Source organism: Paenibacillus glacialis, from assembly GCF_001637205.1.
GTDB classification, from domain to species: domain Bacteria; phylum Bacillota; class Bacilli; order Paenibacillales; family Paenibacillaceae; genus Paenibacillus_AQ; species Paenibacillus_AQ glacialis.
In genome coordinates, this window is record NZ_LVJH01000007.1 from 399442 (window position 1) to 424123 (window position 24682).

Genomic DNA, 24682 nt, shown 5'->3' on the forward strand with positions numbered 1-24682 from the left:
ATATATTTATATATTATCAGATTTTATTTTTCCATATAATCGCAAACTATTTTTCTGGATATATGACATCGTAAAGAAAGAGTGGTCACTAAATGCAATACTCAATGGAGCTTAAACCATATAACGAATTTTGGATGAATTGTATTCTTAATTCTGCATTTACGATTGCTATTCATAAGGATCCTAGTTATAGATATGCTGCTTATATGAATAACTATCATTACAAAGTGTGGGGAGCAGCCATAGATCCCTTATTCAAATCTCCAACGATTAATGTTCTGAACTATGAAAAAAAATGGAGAAAATTTGTATTAAAACAGGTGATCAAGAAAGAAACTTCTTATAAATTCAGAGACAAGGAAAAATTCTTAACTGAACTACACGAACTAATTGATAAAAAGCAATTATTTAGAATTAATGTAGATTTATTTTATTGGTTACCTAATAATGTCGCATGGAACAAATTTCATATGAGTCATTATTCTATTATTCAGGGTTATGATCCTGAAACAAAAATGTATCAAGTATTAGATGATGATACGAATGGGTATGGAACGCATCTGATTCCCGAGGAGAGACTCATAACAGCATTTAATAACTCTGATGCAATGGTGTACCCAAGCTATAAACGACCTCATGTATACATTTATCATCTTCAAAAACAAGTTGAACCCTATAGGTTAAGTATAGATGAAGTTTCACGTAATGCTGAACGTTTAGTAGTTGAACTTGATTCTTTCACATTTGACAATCTTTGGGATATAAAAGATATGGTTAAATTTAATGATTATATCGACATTTCTTTAATTGGAATCAATATCATTAGTAGTCGCCATAAGGGAAATGAGTTCTTATTTCAGTCTTTATATGAATTTAACTTGATAGATGAAGTGGTTCATAAAGATTTGGAGACAAGTATCAAAAAAATTCAGAATGGTTGGAAGTCCATAAAATTTATATTTATCAGTAAAACCATTTCTGAAGATAAAAATATCGATTTGGAATTAATCCGAACTAAAGCGACACAGTTAATTGGTGATGAGAAAAAAATGTGGTTGTCATTTATTAATTATACGAGGTGATTTCATGAAAGCTCCGGTTGAAGAATTAATCATTGAAATATTCAAAAAACACAATGTCATTGTACTTGAAAAGTACTACGATGATCATCTTGATTATTTATCAGGTATTGACTCAATCTCATATGTACAAATTATCATTGATATCTCAAAGAAATTCGAAATTGAAATTCAAGATAAGGACTATATTCTTTATGATCTAACTACAGTTAACAATATCATTAGATACGTTGAAGATAAATTATCTTAAAGAGTGAAGAAACCTATAGTTAACCAGGGTAATGGACAAATAACGTTCCAAAGTTTTGTGTTTGTAATCACACCAGTAGGTTTGGGGCTCTGTTACGCTGTGGATAATGAATGATTATCTATATAGGGAGGAAAACCAATATGTTTTGTTACCAGTGTGAACAGACACCGAATGGCGGATGTACTGTGGTTGGGGTATGCGGGAAGAATGAAACCATAGCTAGTCTACAGGACACGATGATTTTTGCGTTAAAAGGCATTGCAGCCTATGCGACACATGCCAGACAACTAGGATATAGCGATCCCGAGGTGGATCGAATCACCCACGAAGCTTTGTACATGACATTGACCAATTCCAATTTTAATGTGCAAGAGCATCTGGAGATGGCGATGAAGGTCGGAGATGCAGCTGTGCGAATCATGGATGTGCTGGATCGCGCGCATACGGATCGCTTTGGCATTCCACAGCCGATCACAGTTAGCCAGAATAAAATTGAAGGCAAGTGTATTGTGGTGACAGGACATAATTTGTATGCATTGGAGGAATTGCTGCGGCAGACGGAGGGAAAGGGCATCAACATCTATACCCACTCGGAAATGCTGCCAGCTCACGGTTATCCTGCTTTGAAGAAGTACGGGCATCTGAAAGGCAACATCGGCAAAGCTTGGTACGATCAGCGTAGACTCTTCGAGAAGTTTCCAGGTGCGATTCTCGCGACCACGAATTGTGTAATGCCGATTAAAGGCACATATGCGGATCGCTTTTTCTCTTATGAAGTAGCGGGGCTTGAAGGTGTCGAGAAGATCATGGATGACGATTTCTCCCCACTGATTGAGCGTGCTTTATCGCTACCTGCGGCAGATATAGAGTCAGAACAGGTGCTCACGACTGGGTATCACCATGAGACCGTGATCGGACTCGCTCCCGAGATCATTCAGGCTGTCAAAGACGGGCATATCCGCCGATTTTTCGTCATTGCAGGCTGCGACGCGCCGGGTCCAGGCGGCAATTATTACCGTGAGTTGGCGACGTCCTTGCCGAACGATACTGTCATTTTAACCACTTCTTGCGGGAAATTCCGCTTTAATGACGTAGATTATGGCACTGTGGGAGACACCGGCATTCCGCGTTATATTGACCTTGGACAATGCAACAATTCCGGTTCTACTGTGAAAATTGCGATGGCCTTGGCAGATGCTTTTGACTGTACCGTGAACGAGCTACCCGTCAGCATCGTGCTGTCTTGGTTTGAGCAAAAAGCGGTCGCCATCCTGCTGGGCTTGTTCAGCCTCGGTATTCAGGACATTCGTATCGGGCCGAAGCCACCTGAGTTCATCTCTTCTGGCGTACTGGATGTTCTCGTAGAGACTTTTGGATTGAAGTTGATTACCACTGCCGAGGAAGATATGCACGCGATGTTGGCGATGTCGTAAGGGTTCAGAAGTTGAACTTAATAAATGTAGTACAACTTTGAAGAAGGTAACATACTCCCCGAATGATACTCGTGGTTAATACCACTAAAGACACTAATACTCTGTAATATTGAAGGGGACAGAAGCCCATCTTAACCTATAAAAATAACATGTTATATATCATGTTACACATTTTATAAATTGATGAGTAATGCAGAGTGTTAGCTACGCTTTGTGTTACCCATCTTTTTTTCGTTCATGCATATATCACATGTCAGTGTTGTACGAAGAAAATAAAGTTTTAGACTGCTCATGCCGGACTCCGTTGCCGGCGCGATCGGAAAGCCAGGCTTCTTCGTGAAGAATCCCGTAGCGTGAGCTGTAGCTGCTTGAGTCGGCCGCTGTAGCCGGTGCGCCGATCGCGAAGCTAGGCTTATGCTAATTTTTCAATTGCTCAATTGGAAAAAAAACCGCCAATGTAAACAATCTACAAAGGAGGTTTTTTGTTCTAAAAGCTATAAAAAATAGCTGTTAATGTTGAGGTGCGATAGATTGCCGCCGTAGGAGTATTTAATCTTATAAGTGTCTTGCGGCAAGTCATTTATAGTAAAGTTGAAAATAACTGTGCCTGAGCCTCCGCTAGGAGGGCTGAGAACATTTGAACCCATTTTAACATACTCGTCTACACCGTTTACGGTACGATAAACCTGAGCTATTACGACTCCACCTCCATCAACATACACCTGACCAGAAACTTTTAAAGATCCTTGACCAGTACGAATATCTGTTTGGTTTAAATAAGTGGTAGCGCTTGCAATTGAAGTAAACATGAAGAGCATTACAGCAGAGAGCATTAATATCGTTAACCTTTTCGCTTTCATTACATTCATCCTTTCTATTGAGAGACTAAGAGAAGGAGTCTCTAAAGATGTGAATGCTGGCCAGCGTTCTATTAAATGTGCCTAAATCCTTCTATAAATTACTATAACAGATTATGTCAGTATTCACACAATTAAATACATTATTACTGTTTAAACCAATTTATAGCACTCAACAATGCATCGCTCAAGAATGACCGATTTATTTGCGAAATTTATCCGAAAAAGCGCAGCCTCTTCTCTTTTAAAGGAGTTAAGCTGCGCCTATTATGTTGATGTTATAAAACTATCATGCGGGAGATTTTAGGGCCTGTATTTTAAATGGCAGAAATTCATTTCTCCCAAAGAACCTATCTGCCAATCTTCATCCAATTAAAAGGAACTAGAGATGTCTTAAGTGCAGCTTCCATCTTTTGATAAACCCACTCTTCCGAACACTCCCCTTCGAAAAAAGTATGGATGATGAAGTCAAACAAAACCTCTTCGCTTTTTCGCTCAATATTTTCAACTTCCATATCAATCGTGACAATTCTTATTCCGTCCTCTTTTATGGTCTGAAGACGTTTTAGGAATTCATCAAGTAACAAGCCACCGATCGGGAAGCCAGGCTTCATCGTGAAGAATTCGGAGCGAGCGTTGCAGCTTGCTCGAGCCGGCCACGGTTGGTCAGTCTACAACTTTATTCTCCGAGTCTAGTACTTTATTTTCCAGTCTAATACTTTATTTACTTCTGACAATCAATTCATAATGTAATTGTAAATCATGAGGGAAGAAGGGATAGAGAATCAGATGTAATCTGATGACTCTATCCCTTTTTATAATAGATAAAATGTGTAACATTATATCCAGTGCCTAGCTATTATTGATTATTATGCTCTTCTTATCACTTCAATAAACCCCCTCGTTAGTGTCTTTTTGCTGCTTAGAGGATTAGAGGATTTATATCCTTGTTACTTCCAAATATCTAACAGCTCAAGAGTTAAGGATAACCTTGAAATAATTATGAATAAATATGATTATAAATTTTTTTTTGTGCAAGGATAAAGATTAGTAAGCATCCGATAATGGGGTATGAACGGTGCTGAACGGCAGTATGCAACAGTACTTACAGAAGCATTGAAGCATACGATCCAGTAGGAACTGGGCACAGTTTAATAGTAACGAGTCAGTAGACAGTAGTAATATCTATTAGTGATTTAATTATGGATAATGAAGGACCTGGAGGATGGCTATTATGGAGCAACATGTCGATGTAGCGATTATTGGCGGCGGACCTGCGGGGGTGAATGCAGCGCTTGTGTTAGGAAGGGCAAGAAAAAGCGTAGTGGTTATTGATGAAGGGCGTCCGCGTAATCGGGTTACTCGTGAGTCTCACGGTTTGCTTTCCAGAGATGGTATCAGTCCAAGGGAATTACGGCGAATTGCTATGGAGCAGATTAAGGCTTATCCCGCTGTTCAATTTGTGAAGGATACGGCTGTAACGATCACGGGAACCGATGGTGATTTCCAAATTACGACCGCACAGGCAACGACCTATAGGAGTAAAAAGCTGCTCTTTGCAGTAGGGATGAAGGACCTCCCCTTGAATATTGATGGGTTGACAGATGTATATGGTACTAGCGCATTTATCTGTCCTTATTGTGATGGTTGGGAATTACGAGACCAGCCACTAGTCTTGATTGTTCATGGAGAGAAAGCGATACACTTGGCAAAAAGTCTAGCTGGGTGGACAGACCAATATACAATCTGCACCAATGGACCTGATGAATGGACGAATGAACAACGCGAAGAGATTAAGCAACATAACATTCCAGCATTTGACGCAGCAATCCAACGTATCGAATCTAGCGATGGCATGGCGCAGAGCGTAGTACTGGAGGACGGAACGGTCATTCCATGTACAGGGATTTTCTTTGCACCGAAGCTTGTAACAGGATCAGACTTACCGCAAGCATTAGGGTGCCAGACCACAGAAGCAGGGATTGTCATCGTCGATGAGTTTGGTAAAACGAACGTACCTGGTATTTATAGTGCCGGAGATGTAGCATCGGAAATGCATCTGGTGGTTACAGCCGCATCTTTGGGTGCACTGGCGGGTGTGAGCATAAATGGTGAGCTACTTTCAGAAGTCTGGAATAGCAAGAACTAGCTTTACAAAACTTTACATTCCTATTCATTAAATTTCTCTACTCCTGTTAGTGGCAGGGGCGCTATCATGACCTAAAATTGATCTGATTCAACTTGTTCCAATATATATTTACCTCCTAAGGTCTCCTTAGTGATTCATAATCTATTGTTGATTTCTTAATATTGATTATATAATATGACTACCACTACTAGGAGGAACACATATGTCTAAGGTATATTCACGCACATATATTGAGAAAGTAAAGATTGAAATGTTGAATAGGTTGGGATTGAAGCAGGTGTATTATAAGGAACAAATAGGTGATAGCTTAATTTATGAAGCCTCGGGGTTTGATAGAGGGACACAACATCGATTTTGTGTTAGACCGAAAACGGGAACGATTGATGAATTTGTTTCAGGAAAATGGATGAAAGTACGCAATTTTGTGATCAAAAGTAAACTTAGTTAGCGTTTTGCTTGAAACCAACAACGAATTGCTTCTAATGATTATGTCACGGCTACTTTATGTTCAAGTAGTCTTTTTTTGTATTCAGTAAAAATGACTCATGATATTTACATTTTACAACATGCATACAATAGAAGTGAATTGCTTAGTTTATCTTATGTTTCATGATAGTGAATTATATTTATTATGGTATAATATTCCTGGAATTGGAGGTGTAATATGAAGGTAGCAGTAAAGAACACTTTAATTGTTATATTGGGATTATCTTTTTCATTATTTCTTGGATATTCATTAAGAAACCCTGATTTTGACTTGTTTAATATTCCTGGTACTTTCACGTACGCATTTGAAGGGTTTCTTGAGCTATTGAATATCGTGGGTGGCAAATTACAATCAATTATAGGTTAATGGCTCGCTGTGTTTTTATGGATAGTTCGTAACCCGCCTTTGAATAGATTATTTGGGTGTGGTTTGAGGTAACAAAATATGCATGATATAAGAGGAGAGAAATCGATGAAAGAAAAAGTAACCAAAGGACATCCGATTTTATTTTCAATCATGTTTGGGATTTTGCTAACCTTATTGGTTGCAGTGGCATCGACTGTCGCGACGATAGTAGGTTTAAAAGACACAGGCATCATGATTGCCCAAGGCTGTGCATTTTTGATAATGGCAGTGATGGTTACGTTGTACATGAGAAAAAGGGATCGGTCGTTTGGAATATTTGGTTTTAACAAAATAAATATCCGCAAAGAAAAGGTAACGCTCTATTATATTCCATTGCTTATTATAGTGCTTGTTCAGCCGATCATGGGGGGCTTCAACTTTGAACTTACGGTAGCTCAAATTATACTTGTTATTATTTTTTCTTTACTTGTCGGCTATACGGAGGAATCGATTTTCAGAGGGATCATTAGAGAAAAGCTACAGTCCAAAGGGCCCGTTTTTTACATCGTCTTTTCTTCTATATTCTTCGGTATTCTACATATGGCAAATGCGCTAAGCGGAAAGGATTTGGTATCTACCTTACTGCAAGTCATCAATGCGCTTCTAATCGGTCTTATTCTTGCTCTGCTTATAGAAACGACAAACAACATTATTCCCTTGATCGCATTTCATTTTATGTTCGATACATTTGCTCAATTAACGAGCAGTGATATCGTTGATAAAGAACTTATGGCTGTTTCTATATTAAATATTATATATTTGGTATACGGAATCTATTTGATCACCGTATTATTGCGTAGGAAAAAGATGAACATCGAGAATGATCAAGTAACTGTCTGATCAGATATGGTATTTATGCAGAAATAAATGAGCAGGCCGACCAAGAAATGTCTTTGGTCGGCCTGATTTATTGAGCGCAGTTAACGTTATTTCAATGGATATTCTCTCTTAAGAATGGACATCATGATGCCATCCTCTAATTTTCCTTTGATCAAATCTCGTTCTCTTACGATTCCCTCATGAACGAAATTTAGTTTGCTCAATACTTTAACAGATGCATCATTACCAGGTGTTATTGTAGATTCAATCCGATTAAGATTCATAGAGGTGAACCCATAATCAATAATTGCTGACAGTGCTTCAGTTGCATAACCTTTACCCCAGTGTGCTCGCGCGAAATTATAACCAATTTCTACTCTTCTAGCTCCATCGTCAAAATTTCCGAAGCAACAAGTTCCGATAAATGTATTGCTTTCTTTTAAAACAATCCCCCAAGTGATTTCTTCATTGTCTTCTAATTCTTTCTTAAATCGATCTATAAATTTCTGTGCTTGCTCTATTGATGTTAACGGGTGGAAATAATCGAATTTGGCGTTTTCGGCATCACTTAGTATTTCGTATAAGTGTTCCACATCGGTATCCTCAACGAATCGAAGGATCAATCTTTCAGTTTCTAATGTTGGAAATGGAACAAAACATTTGGTTATCATGTAGCTCACACTCCTAGAATTATATAAAAACATCATACTTTGAGTATGGTGTGGATTACTATAATATAATTCACTATCACTCGTTAAATTAGTGGATTTTTGTTATTAATCATTTCTATGATCGTGATTGAAAATCAAATACAGATGCCCGAACATTACGTTCAAGCATCTGCATACATCAAGCACTGATTTTTTTGTTTTGACATCTCTTGCATACTGTTAGTTTATTACCATCATCTTGTACACTTACATATAATAATTTGATTCGCTCTGCCTTACAAATAGGGCATGTTCCTCTTCCTCTGGATGGTAATTTGCTTAAACCTTTGCCTCTATGATTTTTTGACATGTTAATCTCCTTTTATATTATTATTTCTGGCTTTTAAGTTTATGTAGACAATTTTTCGAATAGACTCACTACTCAAACAAAAAAGTTCTGCTACGAAGCCATGGTTGAATCGAACGATAGTATTTATTATTTTGAACAAGCTTCCATTTCTAAAGCAGTTGCTTATTTTAGCATTCCCATGATGCCACGCTCACTTTGCCGATCTTCGCCATCCTCATGGGCTGGGTGTGAGTGCGAATAGGGGTTCCTAGAATAAAGAAATTGACGCAAATAAAAACCGCATAACTATGCGGCTTTGCGGTGATAGGATGAGTATACTTACATAAATTAAAAAAAGTAAAATATTGTCACTTGTATGGTCATTATAAATGCGATAGATCCATGTGTTTATAGGCTTTTATCTGCGAATCGTTTAAGTATATTTATCGTGTTATAGTGCATTCCCTCGTGATAGATTGAAAAGTTTAGGAATTCTCCTATTGTACTTAAAGTTATACCACTACCTGTTGTGAATGGTGTTTTCACTTGTTCGGCTAAGCGATTGTGTAAAGATTCCTGAATACGTTTGGGTTGCTCAGTAAGCAACTCAAGTAATACCTCAAGGGTTGGAGGTTCCTCGTTCCAATCGGCTGGTTTTGTACCTTTTGCAAATAATCGCTTAAAGTTTTCAGGTATTTGCACAGGCTCACCAGAAAAATGAAATGCAAAGATTTCTTGAATCAAGTAAATATGTCCCAAATTCCATCTCACATTGTTATTAAACCCTTCAGGAATGATATCCAGCGTTTCTTCTGACATTTCCTTAACAGCATTGATTGTAATTTGGCGTACAAATTCAAGTTGTTTGATTACGATTTGATCCATAATCTCCCTCACTCCTTTGTAATAAATTGCTTGGGCAGTATGACTGCCATTAGCTATGGTTTTAATGCCCATAGTTTACCACGTAATAAATGGAAATGGGATAAAAGTTTGAGATTCATACCTTAAGACTGACGAAGAAGACTAACAGAACTAAATAAGAAAACACCGGATCGCTGGCGATTCGGTGTTTTTGATGTGTATACCCTATGGGAAATTCTAATGAACACTCTCTTTGATGAATGATTGAGTTCTTGATCTTCGCTTTAATATCAATTGCCTCAATGCGCCCGCGTTCACAAGGATGGTTCCAGCAATGATCGTGACTACACCAAGAAGTGTGATCCAAGAGATGGTCTCATTGTAAAAGAGTACGCCTACCCCGACAGCAATCGGAGGAGAAATATAAAGCCAGGTGGAAGGGAAGACAGGGTTCGTCTTGGCTACTAGCCAGTAGAACAAGGTATGTCCGACCATGGAACCGATCACGATCAAGTAGAGCAGGGAACCTGCTGTTTTGAAAGAGAGAAGAAATTCTGGATGCACATCTTCGGTGGCCAAAGATAGAATGAACAACAACGCTCCGCCATACATCATTTGTGAGGCATTCATTGCGATCGGCGATACTTCGGACATGCTGTTGATTACTTTTTTAGAATAGAGTGTTCCTGTTGCATAGAAGCATTCCCCTATCAATATGGCGACACAACCGATGAGCCATAACGAAGAGAATTCCATCGACAAATTGGGCAGAACGAGTAGCGACACGCCGATGAATCCGATGATACAACCATATATCGAGTATAATGGAGCTTTTTGACGAAGAAGAGTCGTTTGTAGAAGTAAAATCATAATCGGACCAGTAGCTGATAACACCGCAGCGAGTCCTGAAGATACATGCTGTTCAGCCCAGTACAGGGTAGAGAAAGTTCCAAATGTTAATGTTAACCCGGTAAATATCATCTCTTTCCGTAATAGTAGGGAGAAGCTTGCCTTACGTTTCCATACCATCCATAGGAAGATAATAGCACCAGCTAGAAAAAAACGGAGCCCCGCTGAGAAGAAGGGAGGCGCACCGGCGTCTACTCCAATTTTGATTGCTAGAAATGTCGTACCAAAGATGAGACATACAAGTCCGTAAGCTAAAAGAATCATGTTCATTTCCCCTTTAAAAGTTGTTCGTTAATCATATAAGGGTTAGGACAGAACAGATTGTATATAATAGAACAGATTGTGGGCGTAATCGTGTACAATAATGTAAATAGGTTATTGCGGAGAGGTGTTGTGGAATTATGAAAAAAGCGACGGGAGTAGAGCAAAGCCAACCGTTGTTCCGGCAAGTGTCTGACAACATCTTGAACCGTATGGAGCGGGGTGAATGGAGAGCCCATGACAAATTGCCGTCGATCCGGCTGCTTGCAGAAGAATTCAAAGTGCACCGGCTGACGGTGTTTAAGGCATATAGAGTGTTAACTGAGGATGGCAAAGTATATGTAAAGGACAAATCGGGTTATTACGTGTCGGCGGATAGCGTATCTTCTGAAGAGGTTGAAGATGGCGTCGTCTCCTCATACTCACTATCCAATCAGCTTTCCGATATTCATCGAATGCCTGCGAAGTATCAGTTCTCACAGGCATTGATTGATCCCAATCTGCTGCCAAATATATATTTGTCGGATTATGTTAAGAAAGTATTTGATATGTATCCTAAGGTCATGGGTACATATGCCACGGTACAGGGGGATGATGAGCTCCGGGAATCGCTGAGCCAACATTACAGTGAGCATCATCGGTTGCAACTATCATCGGAGGAATTACTAATCACTTCAGGTGCGCAGCAGGCCATTAATCTGATCGCGCAAATGATGCTCGGGCCCATGGATACCGTGTTAATTGAGCGACCGACATATAGCGTAGCGATGGATATTTTTCGTAGACAAGGAGCGCGCCTTATTCCAGTTCAAATCACGCCAGAAGGATATGACTTGGATGAAGTAGAAACGCTCATGCGCACGCATAAGCCACGTATGTTCTATATGAATCCGACCCACCACAATCCTACCGGATATACGGTTCCGGCATGGCAGCGCAAAGTGTTGGTGGAATTGGCGGAGCGCTACCACTGTCTGCTAGTAGAAGATGATCCGTTCAGGGATATATATTTTGATGAGGAACCGCCCTTACCTTTATTCGCTTATGACACGGAAGGGTGGGTGGTCTATATCAGTAGTTTCAGTAAGTATGTTGCACCGGGTCTACGAATTTGTGCTGTAGCATGCCGTTATCCGTTCATGGAGCAGTTAATCAAGGCCAAGTCTTTGGCGGATAACGGTACTCCGCAACTCAATCAGAAAATATTCCTACATTATTACACCTCACCGCGACTCCAGCGGCATCTCGCCAAGTTGCGCATTGCGCTTCAGGTTCATAAAGAGATTATGGAGGAAGAGCTTGCTAAGGCAGGCTGGGAGTGGACGGCTCCAAAGGGAGGACTGAATCTGTGGGTTAAGTTACCGGGAGATATAACGGCAGAAGCACTCTTTAGAAAAAGCATAACGCAGTCGATCAGCTTTGTTCCAGGAGAAATATGTGATCCACTGGGAGAGTCGAACTCATGGATCCGTCTCAGTTTTTCTTTCGCAAATGAGGCCTTACTACGTGAAGGAATGCAACAATTGACGGCATTGTCTCGGACGTTGTAATCGTGGATATCGTGAACTACTTCTGATTAGTTTCCAGTCGAGCGATTCATTATTTACTGTCAAAGTTATTTCGTGATTTGGGGGATTGTGTGGACCTGTGAATGTTTCAACTTGAACGGTTATCTCGAAGTAATGTGAAGATAGCGTCTTCAAGTATATGCTCACGAAATTGTTCGTGTGATTCTGGGAGGGACTGTTCAATCTGAACCGGGGGCGGGTCGATTGGTGGATTAGTCGATTCGTTAGCGAGTGACACACTGGGGAACATCCTCAAGAGTAACGCGCCTATACATAGTACCTTTATCGTGTTCAAAGTAAATCCCTTTCTTTGAATGGAATATTTCGATTATTATCCCCGATAGTTTATTTATACCTATTATTTATCTTAAGTAATACAACTCCTAATGGTAAACTAGAATTTGTATGTCATAAAACTTGTAGGGGGAATAGTTGTGTTTTCTAATGAAAATATAGAAGTTGGGATAGACCTAGTTTCCGATTATAAAGATAATAAGGCTTACAGAGATAGTTTGAACCTACTAACGACTTTAGTTTTTGATTTTTATTTTGAAGATTGGTATCAGAAAGGTTTCTGGGATGATCGTTATATCTGCTATTCATTACTTAGAGATAATGTAGTCATTGCTAATGTTTCTGTCAGCAAAATGGACGTAGTGATTAATGGGTTGAACAAGAAAGCGATTCAAATCGGAACGGTTATGACTCATCCCGATTTCAGAGGGAAAGGGCTTTCTAGAGCGTTGATGAATCATGTTCTAGATATTTACGAGCAAGATTGTGATATCTTCTTCTTATTCGCTAATAGCACTGCGATTGATTATTATCCGAAATTTGGTTTTGAATCCTTTGGTGAATCGCAATTCATACTTAAATTTAGCCCAACTCCAAAAGAGGATTCCACCTTACGCAAGCTGAATGGTTCCAATGAAGAAGACTTGGCATTAATCAAACGAATGGTGATGTCCCGCAGACCTATTTCAGAACAATTTGGTGTTAGCAATAATCAAGGAATCTTTATGTTTCACGCAATAAAAGTAATCCCCGAATCAATATATTACTCACAAGAGGACGACGCTATTATCGTCTATCAACACGATGGTCATACCCTTCATCTGTATGATGTAGTTAGTCAAGGTGATGTTAATGTAAATAGTTTACTTAATCGTATTACTAATGAGCAAACGGAAAATATTCATTTTCATTTCACACCTGATCAATTCACTGAGAACGCACAGGATGAGCCGATGGACAATAATGACGATATGCTCTTTATTAAGGCTAACTTTCTCTTGGATAAAAACTCAAAATTCTGTGTACCTGTATTAGCACATGCTTAGTGTTATAATTTTTTTCTAATTAACTACCGAGACACGAGAGCACAATAATGAAAGGGCTGCCGAATGGTAGCTCTTTGTTCAATTGGCAAGATGAGATCGTCAATTACCGTCGTTGTCGATGAACGAATGCAACCGTAGAAGGTCGTCATAATCGTGTCAAAGCTTATCAACGCAGGCATTACTTCACGCGTAATCGTGATCGTTATAAGACTGGGATTTTAGTAGAATGCAATCGTAATCGGCTTAACAAATTAATCAAGCACTGATTTTCGAGATTAAGCCGAAAAAAACCGCAAAATCTTGCGGCTTAAGGGCTATCGGTTAGGTGATCATCGCTCGAAATCTATGAGAAGATGTATGCCGTTCCCATAACATTGATATCAGCACTGAAAGGTAAGAGTCAATTATGAATACTCTCTTTAACCCTTGCAGATATTGACTTATCGAGATGCCTACTCGCCATCGTTATGCTGGTGAGCAAAGATTAACCAAGAAAGCGTGTATTATTCCCGGTAATGAGCGGTGTCACCATATAACTCAACGTTGAGGACGTCATTATGAATAGTAACTTTACACAGAGCAGTTGGGTGAATGTCGGGCATGGTCCCGATTTCATGCAGCTGTTTATTCATAAAAAAGCTCATAATAGCTTTTAACGTGATCCGGTGAGTTACAATAAGCACTTGTTGGCCCTTATGTTTCGTCAGGATATCTTGGATTGCAGGAAGAGCTCTGTTAATTAATTCACTATAGCTCTCCCCCTGACCAGTGGGTTGGTATAAGTGAGGTTCATTGAAAAATTGACCAAATTGAATAGGGAAATCTTGTGTGATTTGTTCTATAAGCTGACCTTCCCATAGTCCCATGTTGATTTCTTTAAGTGAATCAAGCTTCACGATCTCAGTAGACCGATTACCAGATATCATACCTGCCGTAGTTATCGCTCTGGGACTCGAACTGCAATATATAGCATCAAATGGAACAGTAGACAATCGCTCTCCTAACCATAGGGCTTGTTGAACACCGAATTGTGTAAGAGGGGAATCCTTATGCCCCTGCATCTTTTTCACTAAGTTCCATTCGGTTTGTCCGTGACGGGTCAAATATAAAGTAGTTTCCATTGAGTATTCCTCCTAATCGTATTGTAAGACTAGTATAATGTGTAGGGATATAAACTAATAATATAGAATATCTAATATACATAAATTAAATATATAGGTGGCGTTACAGTTGAACCTTCATGTACTTCGATTATTTTATTATGTTGCGTTAACGGGTAGTGTAACTAAAGCTTCAGAGAAACTACATATTAGCCAACCGGCCATTTCGGCTCAAATACACAAATTTGAAAAAGACAACAATATTAAATTATTACAACTTCAGGGCAGAGGTCTGATTCTTACTCCGTTAGGGAACAAGTTGATTAAGCCGCTGGAGCAGTTATTTTCAATCGAAGATCAGGTTCGTTATATAATCGAAGACCATCATAACTATCCTGAAGGGAAATTAAGGATTGCTGGAAATTATCTTGCTACGAGTGTACTCATTCCTAAGTGGGCTTCTTTATTTAAGCAAAAATTCAGTGAAGTTGAAGTACATATTACTACGGTCAACTCTCACAATGCTATTGAAAGATTAATCAACTTTGAGGCGGACGTAGCGGTCTATAGTGACATGGGGGTATCCTTTGCCAATTCAGATTTATTTGAATTCAGAGAGTTGTACAGGGATGAGTATTTGTTCGTAGTGGCACCAGGTCACAAGTATTCATTGCAAGAGGTTACACTTGAAGAAATTGCGTCTGAACCATTTATTATGAGAGAAGAGGGGAGTGCGGCGAGAGAAAGATTATTTCAGCTATGCCAGGAGCAGCGGATCACGCCTCCCAAAATTGAATTGCAATTTAATGGTCTGAATGAGACGATTCATGCTGTAATGTCTGGATATGGAGTAAGCTTTGTTTCCTCCCTGGTAGCTGAACCTTTATTTAAGCGGGATATCCTCACCAGAGTGAAAGTGCCGGGGATTTCTTCAGCGAACTCTATTCTGCTAGGTACGAGAAGACAGGAGCATCAGGAGATGTTTGTTAATGACTTTATCTCTTTAGTTATCAATAATTTGGACACTTAAGTCTATTAAGCTTGTGGCGCAACAATAGTATAATAAAAATGGACTATCATTTCAGAGAATGCAGGTGGACGAGTGATGAAGTATTGTTATGCTTGTGGAACGGAATTACATTCCAAGGAATGTGAAGGAGAGGGACTGATCCCGTATTGTAATAAGTGTCAGGTGTATCGCTTTCCTATCTTTAGTACGGCGATTAGCACAGCAGTGCTAAACAAAGACCGTAACAAGGTGCTGTTGATCCGACAATATAATATGGAGGATTACATCTTGCTTGCTGGTTATATCAATCGCGGGGAAACAGCGGAAGAAACGCTTATCCGTGAGGTGAAGGAAGAAGTAGGACTACATGTGGATGAATTCAAATACATGCGAAGCCAGTACTTCGAACGATCTAATACATTGATGTTAAATTACGTCTCTGTGGCACAAGATGAGACACGTTTGCAAATAAATCAGGAAGTTGAGCATGCGGAGTGGTTTACATTTGATGATGCCAGAAAGGTTATTATGAAAGAAAGCTTGGCGGAGTCTTTTTTACTAACTATTCTTGAACAAATTGAAGCAGATGAGTTTGGGCAGATAGTTGGAATTGTTTAAAGAACATATAAACTTAAAATCAGAACTATTATAATATTTTTCTGTACAGGGAGGTTTTTTAAATGAGAATTCTTATAATAGGTGCAACGGGTACCATTGGAAGTGCTGTTCGTAGCGAATTGGCATTGCGGCATGAAATTATTTCGGCAGGACGAAATGGAGCGGATATTTCTGTTGATATTACATCCCCCGAAAGCATCACAACAATGTATCAGGCAGTAGGCAAAGTAGATGCAGTTATTAGTACAACAGGGAGTGCGTATTTTGGCTCTCTTCTGGAACTGACTCCAGAAAATAATGAAATTGCTATTCAAAGCAAATTAAAAGGACAAGTAAATCTCGTCTTACTTGGACTTAATCATGTAAATGATCGAGGTAGTTTTACTTTGACAACAGGTATTATTATGGATGATCCAATCTTGGGCGGGGTGTCATCCGCGATGGCTGGTGGAGCAATTAGAGGTTTCGTTCAGTCGGCGGCTATTGAAATGCCTCGTGGGATACGTATTAACAATGTAAGCCCTAATGTTGTAGTGGAATCAATGGAAAAGTATGGTCCTTATTTTCCTGGCTTTGAACCTGTGTCTGCCAGCAGGGTAGCACAAGCTTTCCGAAAAAGCGTCGAAGGTGCTCAAACAGGGCAAACTTATACGGTTTATTGAGAGGTTCAGCAACATTTTATCCTTTGGTGTTTAGCCATGCAGATTATTAATTTTGCACAGTTGAATGAATCAACCCTTAACCTCGAGATCATGGCACTTAGTAGAGCTAAACGATTCCTTTGTTTGCAGCGCTTCATAATCAACACTAAGTAATGGTATGATGTAAGCATCAATTTAAACCCTCCCTCTTGTAAAGAGGGAGGGTTCTTGCAAGGAAAAATTAAACTGCAAAACGGAGAATATGCCTTAGTATTAGAGTAAGAAATTGAAGAATCTAACGACAAGAAGTATAATGTCGTTTGGTCGAAGGATAGCATCTATTACAGAGTAATCGGTGAATCTCAGGAAATTGCGATTAAAATCGCGAATTTGGTGAATTAGAACTAATATCGTAAGCCTGTAATCGTAGACATTGAAAGAAAAAAGCCCTAGACAACAAGCTGTCGTCGGAATTCCACCGCGTCAGCTTGTTTAATTTTCATTATGCTCTTCCTCATTATAGAAGCAAATGAATTCCTAGATTAGTCTTTGCGCTTCTTCGATGCTTCGGAGATCATAGGGATAGAGAGCTTCCATGGTCACTGTTGATTTTTCATACACTAACCTCCACAGTTGGAAATTCAATAGTTGCTTTCATGCCTCTTCCAGTATCGCTCTTTAAAGTAAGCTGACCATGATGCGCCTTAACGATTCTTGCGACCATCGGCAGCCCTAGCCCATGTCCGTTATGAATAGGGTGTTTTCTTGTTGATGAGTACGGCAATTCTAGCAAATCGGGCAACTCGCTTGACGGAACCCCTTTACCGTTGTCAGATACAATAAAGTGACAAACCTTTTTGTTAGGGAAAGCTATCGTTTGCAATAATATTTGACATCCTATCTCGTTATGAGTAATGCTGTTTTGTATGAGGTTGGTAATGGCGCGAAGTAATAGCTTTTCATCACCATTCACTTTCAGATGCTCATTTGTGAAGTCGAGTTCCAAGGAAAATCGTTCATCCAAACCATTGTTCAGAAAATCTGCTGCAACATGCCGTGCGAGTGCCGATAGCCTTATAATCTTTGTGTTTAATGGTTGCATTTCGTACTCTAGCATGGAGACAAGGTTTAAGTCACTAATAAGTGAGCGGAGTTTTTCTCCCTGCTGTCGGATAATACTAGCCTTTTGTTGTTGTTCTAAAGGGACGACTTCGCTTTCTTCTAGTTCACTTGCATATCCAAGCACCATGGACAGTGGTGTACGAATATCGTGGAATATGCCGGAAATCCAGTTAGAACGTGCTTCATCTCTTGCTTTAAGCGCAACGTTTTGTTGTTGTAATAATGCGGATGTATGGTTGATGCTTGTAGCAAGACTGCTTAGTACTCCTTTTGGCTCGACATGGGCACTTTGTTCCTCCGCCAAAGCATGAATTCCTCGAATAAGCGGCGTTATAGATTTAATGAGACGAGAACCGATTAAGAGTGATAAAAGTAAGGCCAAAGCAATATTTCCAATGACTAAAGCAAAGGAACGAAAAGGTATATCGCGTATCCATTTAACCGGAAAACCAAATTGGTATTTGCCGACACTGTCTTTGGGAAAACCGATGACAACAAGTCCATCACCATGCTCCCATACATACACAGGATAATCCAATAAATAATTGCGAGAAAACTTCGCTACATCGGTAAGGGAATAGAAACGGGGCAGCTCATCTGGCAGGACATAGCTCCATTTTACAATTCCATTGTTGTTAAGCAGCATGGCCCAAGCATCGTTTTGCTGTAATAGTTTTTCAGCTTCCGCATCTAAATAATAACTTTCGTTATCCAGATGAAGATTTTTCGTTATGCCTTGAGTAATGCTATTCGGAGACGGCCCGTCATTCATTCCTTTGAGTACCCATGTTCCAAGTGTAATCAGATTGAGGACGAGCAGGAAAACAGAAATGATCATTGTCGATCCTACAAAGCGTCGTAAAATGCGGACAGCTCCGTCCATGGTTACTCCTCCTTCATGATCAGTTTATAGCCAAGTCCTCTTACAGTAAGCAAGTGTTCGGGGCTAGAAGGGGTTGTCTCGATTTTTTCCCGAATACGCCTGATATGCACCATTAAGGTATTCTCATAACCGTAGTAGTCGTCGCCCCACACCGATTGACATAAAGCATCGCTCGTGACAATACGCCCCCGGTTTTCATAAAGTTTAGTAAGTAGCGCATGCTCTTTGGCTGTTAATGGTTGCTCACCTGCCCTACATTGCACCACGGCGCCTTCAAGATCGACAGTATGTTCTCCTAGTTTGAATATGGGTTGTGGCTCATGCCTTGGTGGAGCATATACACGTCGTAATATGACTAAAAGACGAAGAACGAGTTCACGTGGTAAAAATGGCTTGACCATATAATCATCCGCGCCAAGTCCAAGCCCGAGTAATCGGTGTTCATCCTCACCTCTTGCGGAGAGAAAAAGAATCGGCATTTGTGAAAAACGACGTATTGAAGAGAGTAGGGTAAAACCATCGCCATCCGGTAACATGATATCCAAAATTGCGATAGCTGGCTTGTCCGCCAGGCAGATCGCGATAGCTTCTTGGCAATTCCCCGCATGATATACACGAGTAAAGCCTTCCTTGCGTAGAAACCCATCAATCATATTGCGGATTTCATGCTCATCATCAACGATGAGTATTTTTTTGTGTTTTAAATCTTCCATGTTAATCACCCATTTTAATTATACAAAGTACTGTCTGTGATTCCACTAAATTCACTCGTATGTTGATGATTTAAGGTTGTCGTAAGGTTATCGTCAGGTTGAAGAAGGGTTGCACCATTACACTGTGATTACGAATAAGAACTGAGTACAAAATCAAATTGGAGTGAAAAAGACGATGAATACGATTATTTCAACGCACAATCTCTCAAAACGCTATGGTGACGCATATCGGGTAAGTAAGGTGGATCTAGCTGTATACGAAGGTGATGTGTATGGCTTTCTCGGCCCGAATGGAGCAGGGAAATCGACCACCCTTAAAATGCTTCTGGGACTTGCTAAGCCTACCGATGGTCAAGTTGTTGTCTTTGGCAAGGAGTTCGATAAAAACCGTCAGTTTATTCTGAGTCAAACAGGATCACTTATCGAATCCCCTTCTTATTACGGTCATCTTACCGGACTAGAGAACATGCGTATTATGCAGCGCCTGCGAGATGTACCGGACAAAAATGTGTTTGATGCTCTGAAAATTGTCCGTTTGGAAAATCAAAAGGATAAAAAAGTGGGGCAATATTCTCTTGGCATGAAGCAGCGCCTTGGAATCGCGATGGCATTGGTTGCTTTTCCGAAACTTCTAATACTCGATGAGCCGACAAACGGACTTGATCCGGCTGGAATAGGTGAAATCCGGGAACTTATTCAATCATTGCCGCAGCGTTACGGTATTACCGTCTTAATTTCAAGCCATTTGTTATCAGAGATTGAGCAAATTGCCACTTCGGTTGGCATTATAAGCGATGGAAAACTGCTGTTTCAAGGTAGCATGGATTTGCTGCAAAGTAAAAGTCAGTCTTCTATTGCTATCAAAACAGCAGATAACGAAACAGCGAAAAAGTTGCTTCACAGCCAGGGACTCTTGCCGATCATCAACGAAAATTATCTAACTTTTAAAGGTATGAACGATGCACAGGTGGCGCAAACGAACAGAATGCTCATAGATGCAGGGCTGGACGTAATCCGTATTGAAGAACACAAGAAAAGTTTAGAGAGCATATTCCTTGAACTTACGGGAAAGGAGAGAAGTCTTTAATGAAAATGATCGGTCTTGAATTTTTTAAACTGCGCCGTAAGCATCTGTTTCTCATGATTAGCCTGTTTTTGTGCGTGGAATTAGCATGGGCTTTCATGGCATCCAGCATGTCTGTATCCCGTAATCCGGACAGCGTCGGATGGGATGGGGTACTCGTAATGATTGCATCTATGAATGGTCTATTTCTCCCCATTATTTCGGCGGTAGTTGCTTCACGGATTTGCGATATGGAGTACAAAGGAAATACATGGAAGCTCTTGATGGCAGCATCCGTCAAGCGAAGTCATATTTATGCGGCTAAATATATATGCGCCTGTATTTTGATGTTATTTGCTATCATCTTGCAAATCTTTGCTATTGTAGGCTTTGGTGTTGTGCAGGGATTTGAGCAGTCTGTACCGTTATTTCTGTTAATTAAATTTTGGGCTGGCACTATGTTGACCACTATGGTTGTTATCGCATTGCAGCAATGGATCTCGCTTTCAGTCAAAAATCAAGCCTTTGGGCTTTGTCTAGGGATGCTCGGAGGCTTCATCGGCATAACGGGGGATCTCTTTCCAGCAGTGGTGCGCCGTATCTTTGTTTGGTCCTACTATACAGGTCTATGTCCTGTAGCATATAACTACGTGAACAATACAATGCGGTTTGTTGCCCGAGACATTGGAGCGTATTTGCCCATTGCGCTCTTATTCATGGGAGTAGTGGCTTATATCGCGGGAAGCATTCATGTATCCCGACAGGAAGTATAGGTGAGTGTAGTAATGCTCCACAAAACTTTTAAGAGGAGATAATTATGTTAAAAAGATGTATTCAGGCTGAATGGCTTAAACTTCGTCATTCTCGCATGTGGCTTATACTTTTGGTGCTTCCCGTTTTTAGTGTTCTGATTGGCTGCGCCAATTATTATTTTAACCAAGCCGCATTACAAAATGGTTGGTACAGCCTATGGACACAGGTTAGTTTGTTTTACGGGGAATTTTTCTTGCCTGTACTTATTGCGATCTGCAGTGCATATGTGTGCAGGCTTGAGCATATGAACAAAAATTGGAATTCGGTTATGACAGCTCCAGTTTCAGTTGCACATATTTTCATTTCAAAACTGGTTATCGTCGGAGCGCTGATTTTAATAGTCCAGTTTTTCTTTATAACACTTTATTTTTGTGCAGGGAAACTATTCGGATTGCCGCTGCAATTACCTGTAGAAACCTTCGGCTGGATTATTCGTGGCTGGTTCGCATCTATCACAATCGGCGCGATTCAACTTTGGCTTTCTATGCAAATCCGTAGCTTTGCCATTCCTATTGGCATTAGCGTTTGTGCTGTTTTTATCGGCTTGGGCATGTATGTGATGAATCTAGGCATGTTTTTTCCGTATTCACTTCTGACCATCGGCATGGGCGTAATAAGCCAAGAGAGTCTGACAAATAGCGATATTATTCAATTCTTGGCTATGAACATCATATTTATTGTCATCATCTCCGTATTGACTATTCGTCGGCTGAAGAAAGTCGATGTGATGGCTTGAGGTAAAAAGCCCCATGACAACGAATCACATACCCAATAGATTAATCGCCTTATCTGCTCCAACATACACATAATCCAGTCAACTGGTTCCCTTAGAGCGAAAGAGAAGCGTTTGACAAAGCGAAAAGAGATTCCCGCTATTAAGCAAGTGATTGCTGATGGGTCAGTCGAAAATCTGAGGATGCTTCGCTCCATGTACCTGTATTCCTTCGAAAATACACTAAGGTATCTGAAGAAGTCGGAGCGGGAATTCATTCAAAATAACCTGAAATAGAACAAGCCGGAGCGTGGAATGGTCATGCGCTCCGGCTTGTTTTTATTTTGTTAAGTTTCATGCCTATCTTGCGTAGAATGATGCACTTTGGGGAGAGGTATGTCTATCTCGGCCTTGGCTTGGACAGTTTGCCTCAGCATTTCAACTACATGCTCATGAAATTGCCGTAACGCTTTGCCGGATGGTTGATTAACTTCTTTGATTATATATGCACATTTCTTCATCGGGGCAATCAACCAAAATTTTACAATTGTCATATTCGATGATGTATCATCAAAAATGCTCAACATTCTACTTGGATGGCGACAGAATATTAACACGTAAGCAAAACAATTAAACACGTAGCCGTCTATTTAAGAAAATCACGTGACGATGGTGAATTTGAAGACGTTCTCTCGAAGCATAGGGATACCCTTCTGACCTTGGTCGAGAATCGAAATGACCTATAGGCTATATGAAGAAGTGGCCTCTGGTGAAAAGATAGAGTCCCGTAAGGAAATGCAGAAGTTACTTCGGCATGTTGAAGACCAGCTCTATGATGGAGTAGTGGTCATGGATATTGACCGTTTAGGGCGTGGAGAAAACAAGGATTGGGCACTCATTAAAGATACATTCTTAAACTCAGAAACAGTCATTATCACGCCAAACAAGATATACGATTTGGAAATAGACAATGACGATGTATCCTTTGACTTCATGTCCATTTTTGCCCGAATAGAATACAAAACGATTAAGCGAAGAATGAAGCAAGGCAAAGAGGCCGGGGCGAAGAAAGGCATGTGGACAAATGGAAAGCCACCGTTTCCTTACTATTATGATAAGAACACAAGGTCGGTACTGGTGGATGAGACGAAGCGTCCGATTTACCGAGCGATTGTAGAGAAATATCTTAATGGAACAAACCTTGGTCAGATCGCCATTTGGTTGACGGATAACAAGATACCCACGCCATACAACATTAAGCGGGATGGAAAGAACAAGGGCTGGTCCAATATTACGGTTCAACGTTTGCTGGCAAGCGAAATCCATATGGGTTACATCACTTATGGCAAAACCCGCTCCAAGCGTGGTCAGGTGGAACTTGTACCTGAAGAAGAGCGGATTAAAGTCATGGGAACGCATGAGAAGCTGAAAACACCAGAAGAACATGAAGTGATTATGGAGCGGCTGCTTAAGAACAGGATGCTGAACCCTAATTCAAGGCGTAACATTTTTCCGTTGTCAGGCTTGTTGTATTGTGAAAAGTGCGGTTCACGGATGAGATTCCGGGTAGGTGAGAACAAGAAGCAGGGACAGCATTGGAGTGCAGTGTGCTATCACCAGTATAAAGATGGCAGCAAATGTGAGCAGCGTGGCAAAGTAATGGATGCTGACTTCTTCAATTCTCTGTATGATCGGATTATTCATGTAGACCCGGATATATTACGGGAAATTGAACTGCATGGAAGTAGGTACAATGATACACAGACGATCATTGAGGTGAAGGAACAGGAATTGAAGAAACAGAAGCGGGCATTGGACAAATTACATGAATCTTATGAAGAAGACATGATAACGAAGCAGGTATTTTTGGAGCGTAAAGCTGTAAGAGCAAGGCAGATACAGAAGTTGGAGGAAGAGTTGAAGGATTTGCGGAAGGTTGTAGTAGATGAAGGCAATTATCCGACTGTGGAGCAGATATATGAGCGGATAGGTGAGTTTAGGGAGTTGTGGAGCGCTTCAGTGACGAGTGAAGAGAAGAATCGGGCTTTGAAGAAGCTGGTGGAGAGGATTGTTTATAATCGGGAAGGGAACAGGGTGGAGTTGACGGTTTGTTATAGATAAGATTGAGTACTTTTGGAGGTCATTTCCACTGTCTCTACACATGTGGAGTGCTGTGTGTCGCTTATTAAAAAGTAATATCTCTGAGCCACATTTACCTATATTAAAAGCCCAATCCTTTGTGAGAGGCCGCTGAAGAACTAGCAATTTTTCGGTGAGGCCAAGAATCAAGCGAATAAAAAAGCAAAAGCGGCACCTGATCCAGATTTTCCGGAAGGTGCCGCTTTTTTCAAGGCGTTTTTTCCTTGTTCTTAGTCTGCCAGCTTCATTATTCGTTTCAAGTTCACCGCGAATATCGCCATTACCCCTTGTATTTGCATCCCTATCAGACCCGAGGACGACGCTACGTCGTACCCGTGCCGATGCCTGAGTTCGCAGTTCTTCGCTTCGATTTTGTAACGTTCTGTATCTTCTCCTTGAAATACTCCGTTTCTTGAAAAGCCATTTGCTCGTCGGTTGGTCGAATTCGA

26 protein-coding genes and 2 pseudogenes are annotated in these 24682 nt (G+C 40.4%); 17 read left to right on the forward strand and 11 right to left on the reverse strand.

Annotation, left to right across the window (positions count from 1 at the left end; genetic code table 11):
- The first annotated feature begins 92 nt into the window (after positions 1-92).
- The 3 genes from PGLA_RS07220 to hcp all read left to right on the forward strand — a co-directional run bounded on the left by PGLA_RS07220 (position 93) and on the right by hcp (position 2762).
- Positions 93-1082: a hypothetical protein gene (locus PGLA_RS07220; protein WP_068530869.1), complete on the forward strand. Its 990-nt coding sequence runs from the start codon at positions 93-95 to the stop codon at positions 1080-1082.
- 4 nt (positions 1083-1086) lie between these two features.
- Positions 1087-1329 (forward strand): acyl carrier protein, encoded by a 243-nt coding sequence (locus PGLA_RS07225; RefSeq protein WP_068530872.1) that lies wholly within the window; start codon positions 1087-1089, stop codon positions 1327-1329.
- A 140-nt stretch (positions 1330-1469) separates the two neighbouring features.
- Positions 1470-2762 (forward strand): hydroxylamine reductase, encoded by a 1293-nt coding sequence (hcp, locus tag PGLA_RS07230; RefSeq protein ID WP_068530875.1) that lies wholly within the window; start codon positions 1470-1472, stop codon positions 2760-2762.
- 494 nt (positions 2763-3256) lie between these two features.
- Here the strand turns inward: hcp and PGLA_RS07235 are convergent, their stop codons facing one another.
- Positions 3257-3622, reverse strand: coding sequence for a hypothetical protein (locus tag PGLA_RS07235; protein WP_068530878.1), 366 nt, complete (start codon positions 3620-3622; stop codon positions 3257-3259).
- A 347-nt stretch (positions 3623-3969) separates the two neighbouring features.
- The gene (locus tag PGLA_RS07240) at positions 3970-4233 is read right to left on the reverse strand and encodes a hypothetical protein (RefSeq protein WP_068530881.1); all 264 of its coding nucleotides are present in this window, start codon (positions 4231-4233) and stop codon (positions 3970-3972) included.
- A gap of 620 nt (positions 4234-4853) precedes the next feature.
- Between PGLA_RS07240 and PGLA_RS07245 the strand changes: the two genes are divergently transcribed.
- From PGLA_RS07245 to PGLA_RS07260, 4 genes are all read left to right on the forward strand, one after another.
- Positions 4854-5768, forward strand: coding sequence for an NAD(P)/FAD-dependent oxidoreductase (locus PGLA_RS07245; RefSeq protein ID WP_068530885.1), 915 nt, complete (start codon positions 4854-4856; stop codon positions 5766-5768).
- A gap of 202 nt (positions 5769-5970) precedes the next feature.
- Positions 5971-6216, forward strand: coding sequence for a hypothetical protein (locus PGLA_RS07250; RefSeq protein ID WP_068530888.1), 246 nt, complete (start codon positions 5971-5973; stop codon positions 6214-6216).
- Between the two features lie 216 nt (positions 6217-6432).
- A complete protein-coding gene (locus PGLA_RS07255) occupies positions 6433-6621 on the forward strand; it encodes a hypothetical protein (RefSeq protein ID WP_068530891.1) in 189 nt (62 codons plus the stop codon).
- A gap of 105 nt (positions 6622-6726) precedes the next feature.
- Positions 6727-7500 carry a CPBP family intramembrane glutamic endopeptidase gene (locus tag PGLA_RS07260; protein ID WP_068530894.1) on the forward strand — a complete coding sequence of 258 codons (774 nt, stop codon included), beginning with the start codon at positions 6727-6729 and terminating at the stop codon, positions 7498-7500.
- Between the two features lie 86 nt (positions 7501-7586).
- Here PGLA_RS07260 and PGLA_RS07265 read toward each other — a convergent pair whose 3' ends face one another.
- From PGLA_RS07265 to PGLA_RS07275, 3 genes are all read right to left on the reverse strand, one after another.
- Positions 7587-8150, reverse strand: a complete 564-nt coding sequence (locus PGLA_RS07265) for a GNAT family N-acetyltransferase (protein ID WP_068530897.1) — start codon at positions 8148-8150, stop codon at positions 7587-7589.
- A gap of 736 nt (positions 8151-8886) precedes the next feature.
- Positions 8887-9435 carry a DinB family protein gene (locus PGLA_RS07270; protein ID WP_245699743.1) on the reverse strand — a complete coding sequence of 183 codons (549 nt, stop codon included), beginning with the start codon at positions 9433-9435 and terminating at the stop codon, positions 8887-8889.
- 144 nt (positions 9436-9579) lie between these two features.
- Complete coding sequence (locus PGLA_RS07275) at positions 9580-10515, reverse strand: DMT family transporter (RefSeq protein ID WP_068530904.1); 936 nt, start codon at positions 10513-10515, stop codon at positions 9580-9582.
- 137 nt (positions 10516-10652) lie between these two features.
- Between PGLA_RS07275 and PGLA_RS07280 the strand changes: the two genes are divergently transcribed.
- On the forward strand, positions 10653-12062 hold the full coding sequence (locus PGLA_RS07280) for an aminotransferase-like domain-containing protein (protein WP_068530907.1): 1410 nt from the start codon (positions 10653-10655) through the stop codon (positions 12060-12062).
- Here PGLA_RS07280 and PGLA_RS29680 read toward each other — a convergent pair.
- Positions 12015-12320, reverse strand: a complete 306-nt coding sequence (locus PGLA_RS29680) for a DUF3888 domain-containing protein (protein WP_084410821.1) — start codon at positions 12318-12320, stop codon at positions 12015-12017. The genes PGLA_RS07280 and PGLA_RS29680 overlap by 48 nt on opposite strands.
- Before the next feature lie 194 nt (positions 12321-12514).
- On the opposite strand from PGLA_RS29680, the gene PGLA_RS07285 reads away from it, so the two are divergent.
- Positions 12515-13420: a GNAT family N-acetyltransferase gene (locus tag PGLA_RS07285; protein ID WP_161487855.1), complete on the forward strand. Its 906-nt coding sequence runs from the start codon at positions 12515-12517 to the stop codon at positions 13418-13420.
- An 80-nt stretch (positions 13421-13500) separates the two neighbouring features.
- Positions 13501-13686: pseudogene (locus tag PGLA_RS29685) on the forward strand (transposase); the annotation flags it as partial.
- Positions 13687-13923: 237 nt separating this feature from the next.
- On the opposite strand, the gene PGLA_RS07290 reads toward PGLA_RS29685, so the two are convergent.
- Positions 13924-14541, reverse strand: a complete 618-nt coding sequence (locus PGLA_RS07290) for a histidine phosphatase family protein (RefSeq protein WP_068530909.1) — start codon at positions 14539-14541, stop codon at positions 13924-13926.
- A 109-nt stretch (positions 14542-14650) separates the two neighbouring features.
- Here PGLA_RS07290 and PGLA_RS07295 point away from each other — a divergent pair, with 109 nt between their 5' ends.
- From PGLA_RS07295 to PGLA_RS07305, 3 genes are all read left to right on the forward strand, one after another.
- Positions 14651-15550 carry a LysR family transcriptional regulator gene (locus tag PGLA_RS07295; RefSeq protein WP_068530912.1) on the forward strand — a complete coding sequence of 300 codons (900 nt, stop codon included), beginning with the start codon at positions 14651-14653 and terminating at the stop codon, positions 15548-15550.
- Between the two features lie 75 nt (positions 15551-15625).
- The gene (locus tag PGLA_RS07300; protein WP_068530917.1) at positions 15626-16147 is read left to right on the forward strand and encodes an NAD(+) diphosphatase; all 522 of its coding nucleotides are present in this window, start codon (positions 15626-15628) and stop codon (positions 16145-16147) included.
- A 62-nt stretch (positions 16148-16209) separates the two neighbouring features.
- Positions 16210-16809, forward strand: a complete 600-nt coding sequence (locus PGLA_RS07305) for a short chain dehydrogenase (RefSeq protein ID WP_068530920.1) — start codon at positions 16210-16212, stop codon at positions 16807-16809.
- A 592-nt stretch (positions 16810-17401) separates the two neighbouring features.
- Here the strand turns inward: PGLA_RS07305 and PGLA_RS07310 are convergent.
- A complete protein-coding gene (locus PGLA_RS07310; protein ID WP_068530923.1) occupies positions 17402-18793 on the reverse strand; it encodes a sensor histidine kinase in 1392 nt (463 codons plus the stop codon).
- A gap of 2 nt (positions 18794-18795) precedes the next feature.
- Entirely contained in the window at positions 18796-19506 is a 711-nt protein-coding gene (locus PGLA_RS07315; RefSeq protein WP_044876589.1) for a response regulator transcription factor, read from the reverse strand.
- A 175-nt stretch (positions 19507-19681) separates the two neighbouring features.
- Between PGLA_RS07315 and PGLA_RS07320 the strand changes: the two genes are divergently transcribed.
- From PGLA_RS07320 to PGLA_RS07330, 3 genes are read left to right on the forward strand one after another with little or no spacing between them, the layout of a single operon-like run.
- Positions 19682-20593: an ABC transporter ATP-binding protein gene (locus PGLA_RS07320; RefSeq protein WP_068530926.1), complete on the forward strand. Its 912-nt coding sequence runs from the start codon at positions 19682-19684 to the stop codon at positions 20591-20593.
- Complete coding sequence (locus tag PGLA_RS07325) at positions 20593-21342, forward strand: ABC transporter permease (protein WP_068530928.1); 750 nt, start codon at positions 20593-20595, stop codon at positions 21340-21342. The genes PGLA_RS07320 and PGLA_RS07325 overlap by 1 nt, the downstream gene beginning before the upstream one ends.
- Before the next feature lie 44 nt (positions 21343-21386).
- Entirely contained in the window at positions 21387-22118 is a 732-nt protein-coding gene (locus tag PGLA_RS07330; RefSeq protein WP_068530930.1) for an ABC transporter permease, read from the forward strand.
- A 323-nt stretch (positions 22119-22441) separates the two neighbouring features.
- Here the strand turns inward: PGLA_RS07330 and PGLA_RS28505 are convergent, their stop codons facing one another.
- Complete coding sequence (locus PGLA_RS28505) at positions 22442-22648, reverse strand: hypothetical protein (RefSeq protein ID WP_211269508.1); 207 nt, start codon at positions 22646-22648, stop codon at positions 22442-22444.
- A 181-nt stretch (positions 22649-22829) separates the two neighbouring features.
- On the opposite strand from PGLA_RS28505, the gene PGLA_RS07335 reads away from it, so the two are divergent.
- The gene (locus PGLA_RS07335; RefSeq protein ID WP_068530932.1) at positions 22830-24215 is read left to right on the forward strand and encodes a recombinase family protein; all 1386 of its coding nucleotides are present in this window, start codon (positions 22830-22832) and stop codon (positions 24213-24215) included.
- A 248-nt stretch (positions 24216-24463) separates the two neighbouring features.
- Here the strand turns inward: PGLA_RS07335 and PGLA_RS26635 are convergent.
- Positions 24464-24663, reverse strand: a pseudogene (locus PGLA_RS26635) (IS5/IS1182 family transposase); the annotation flags it as partial.
- Positions 24664-24682: the final 19 nt, after the last annotated feature.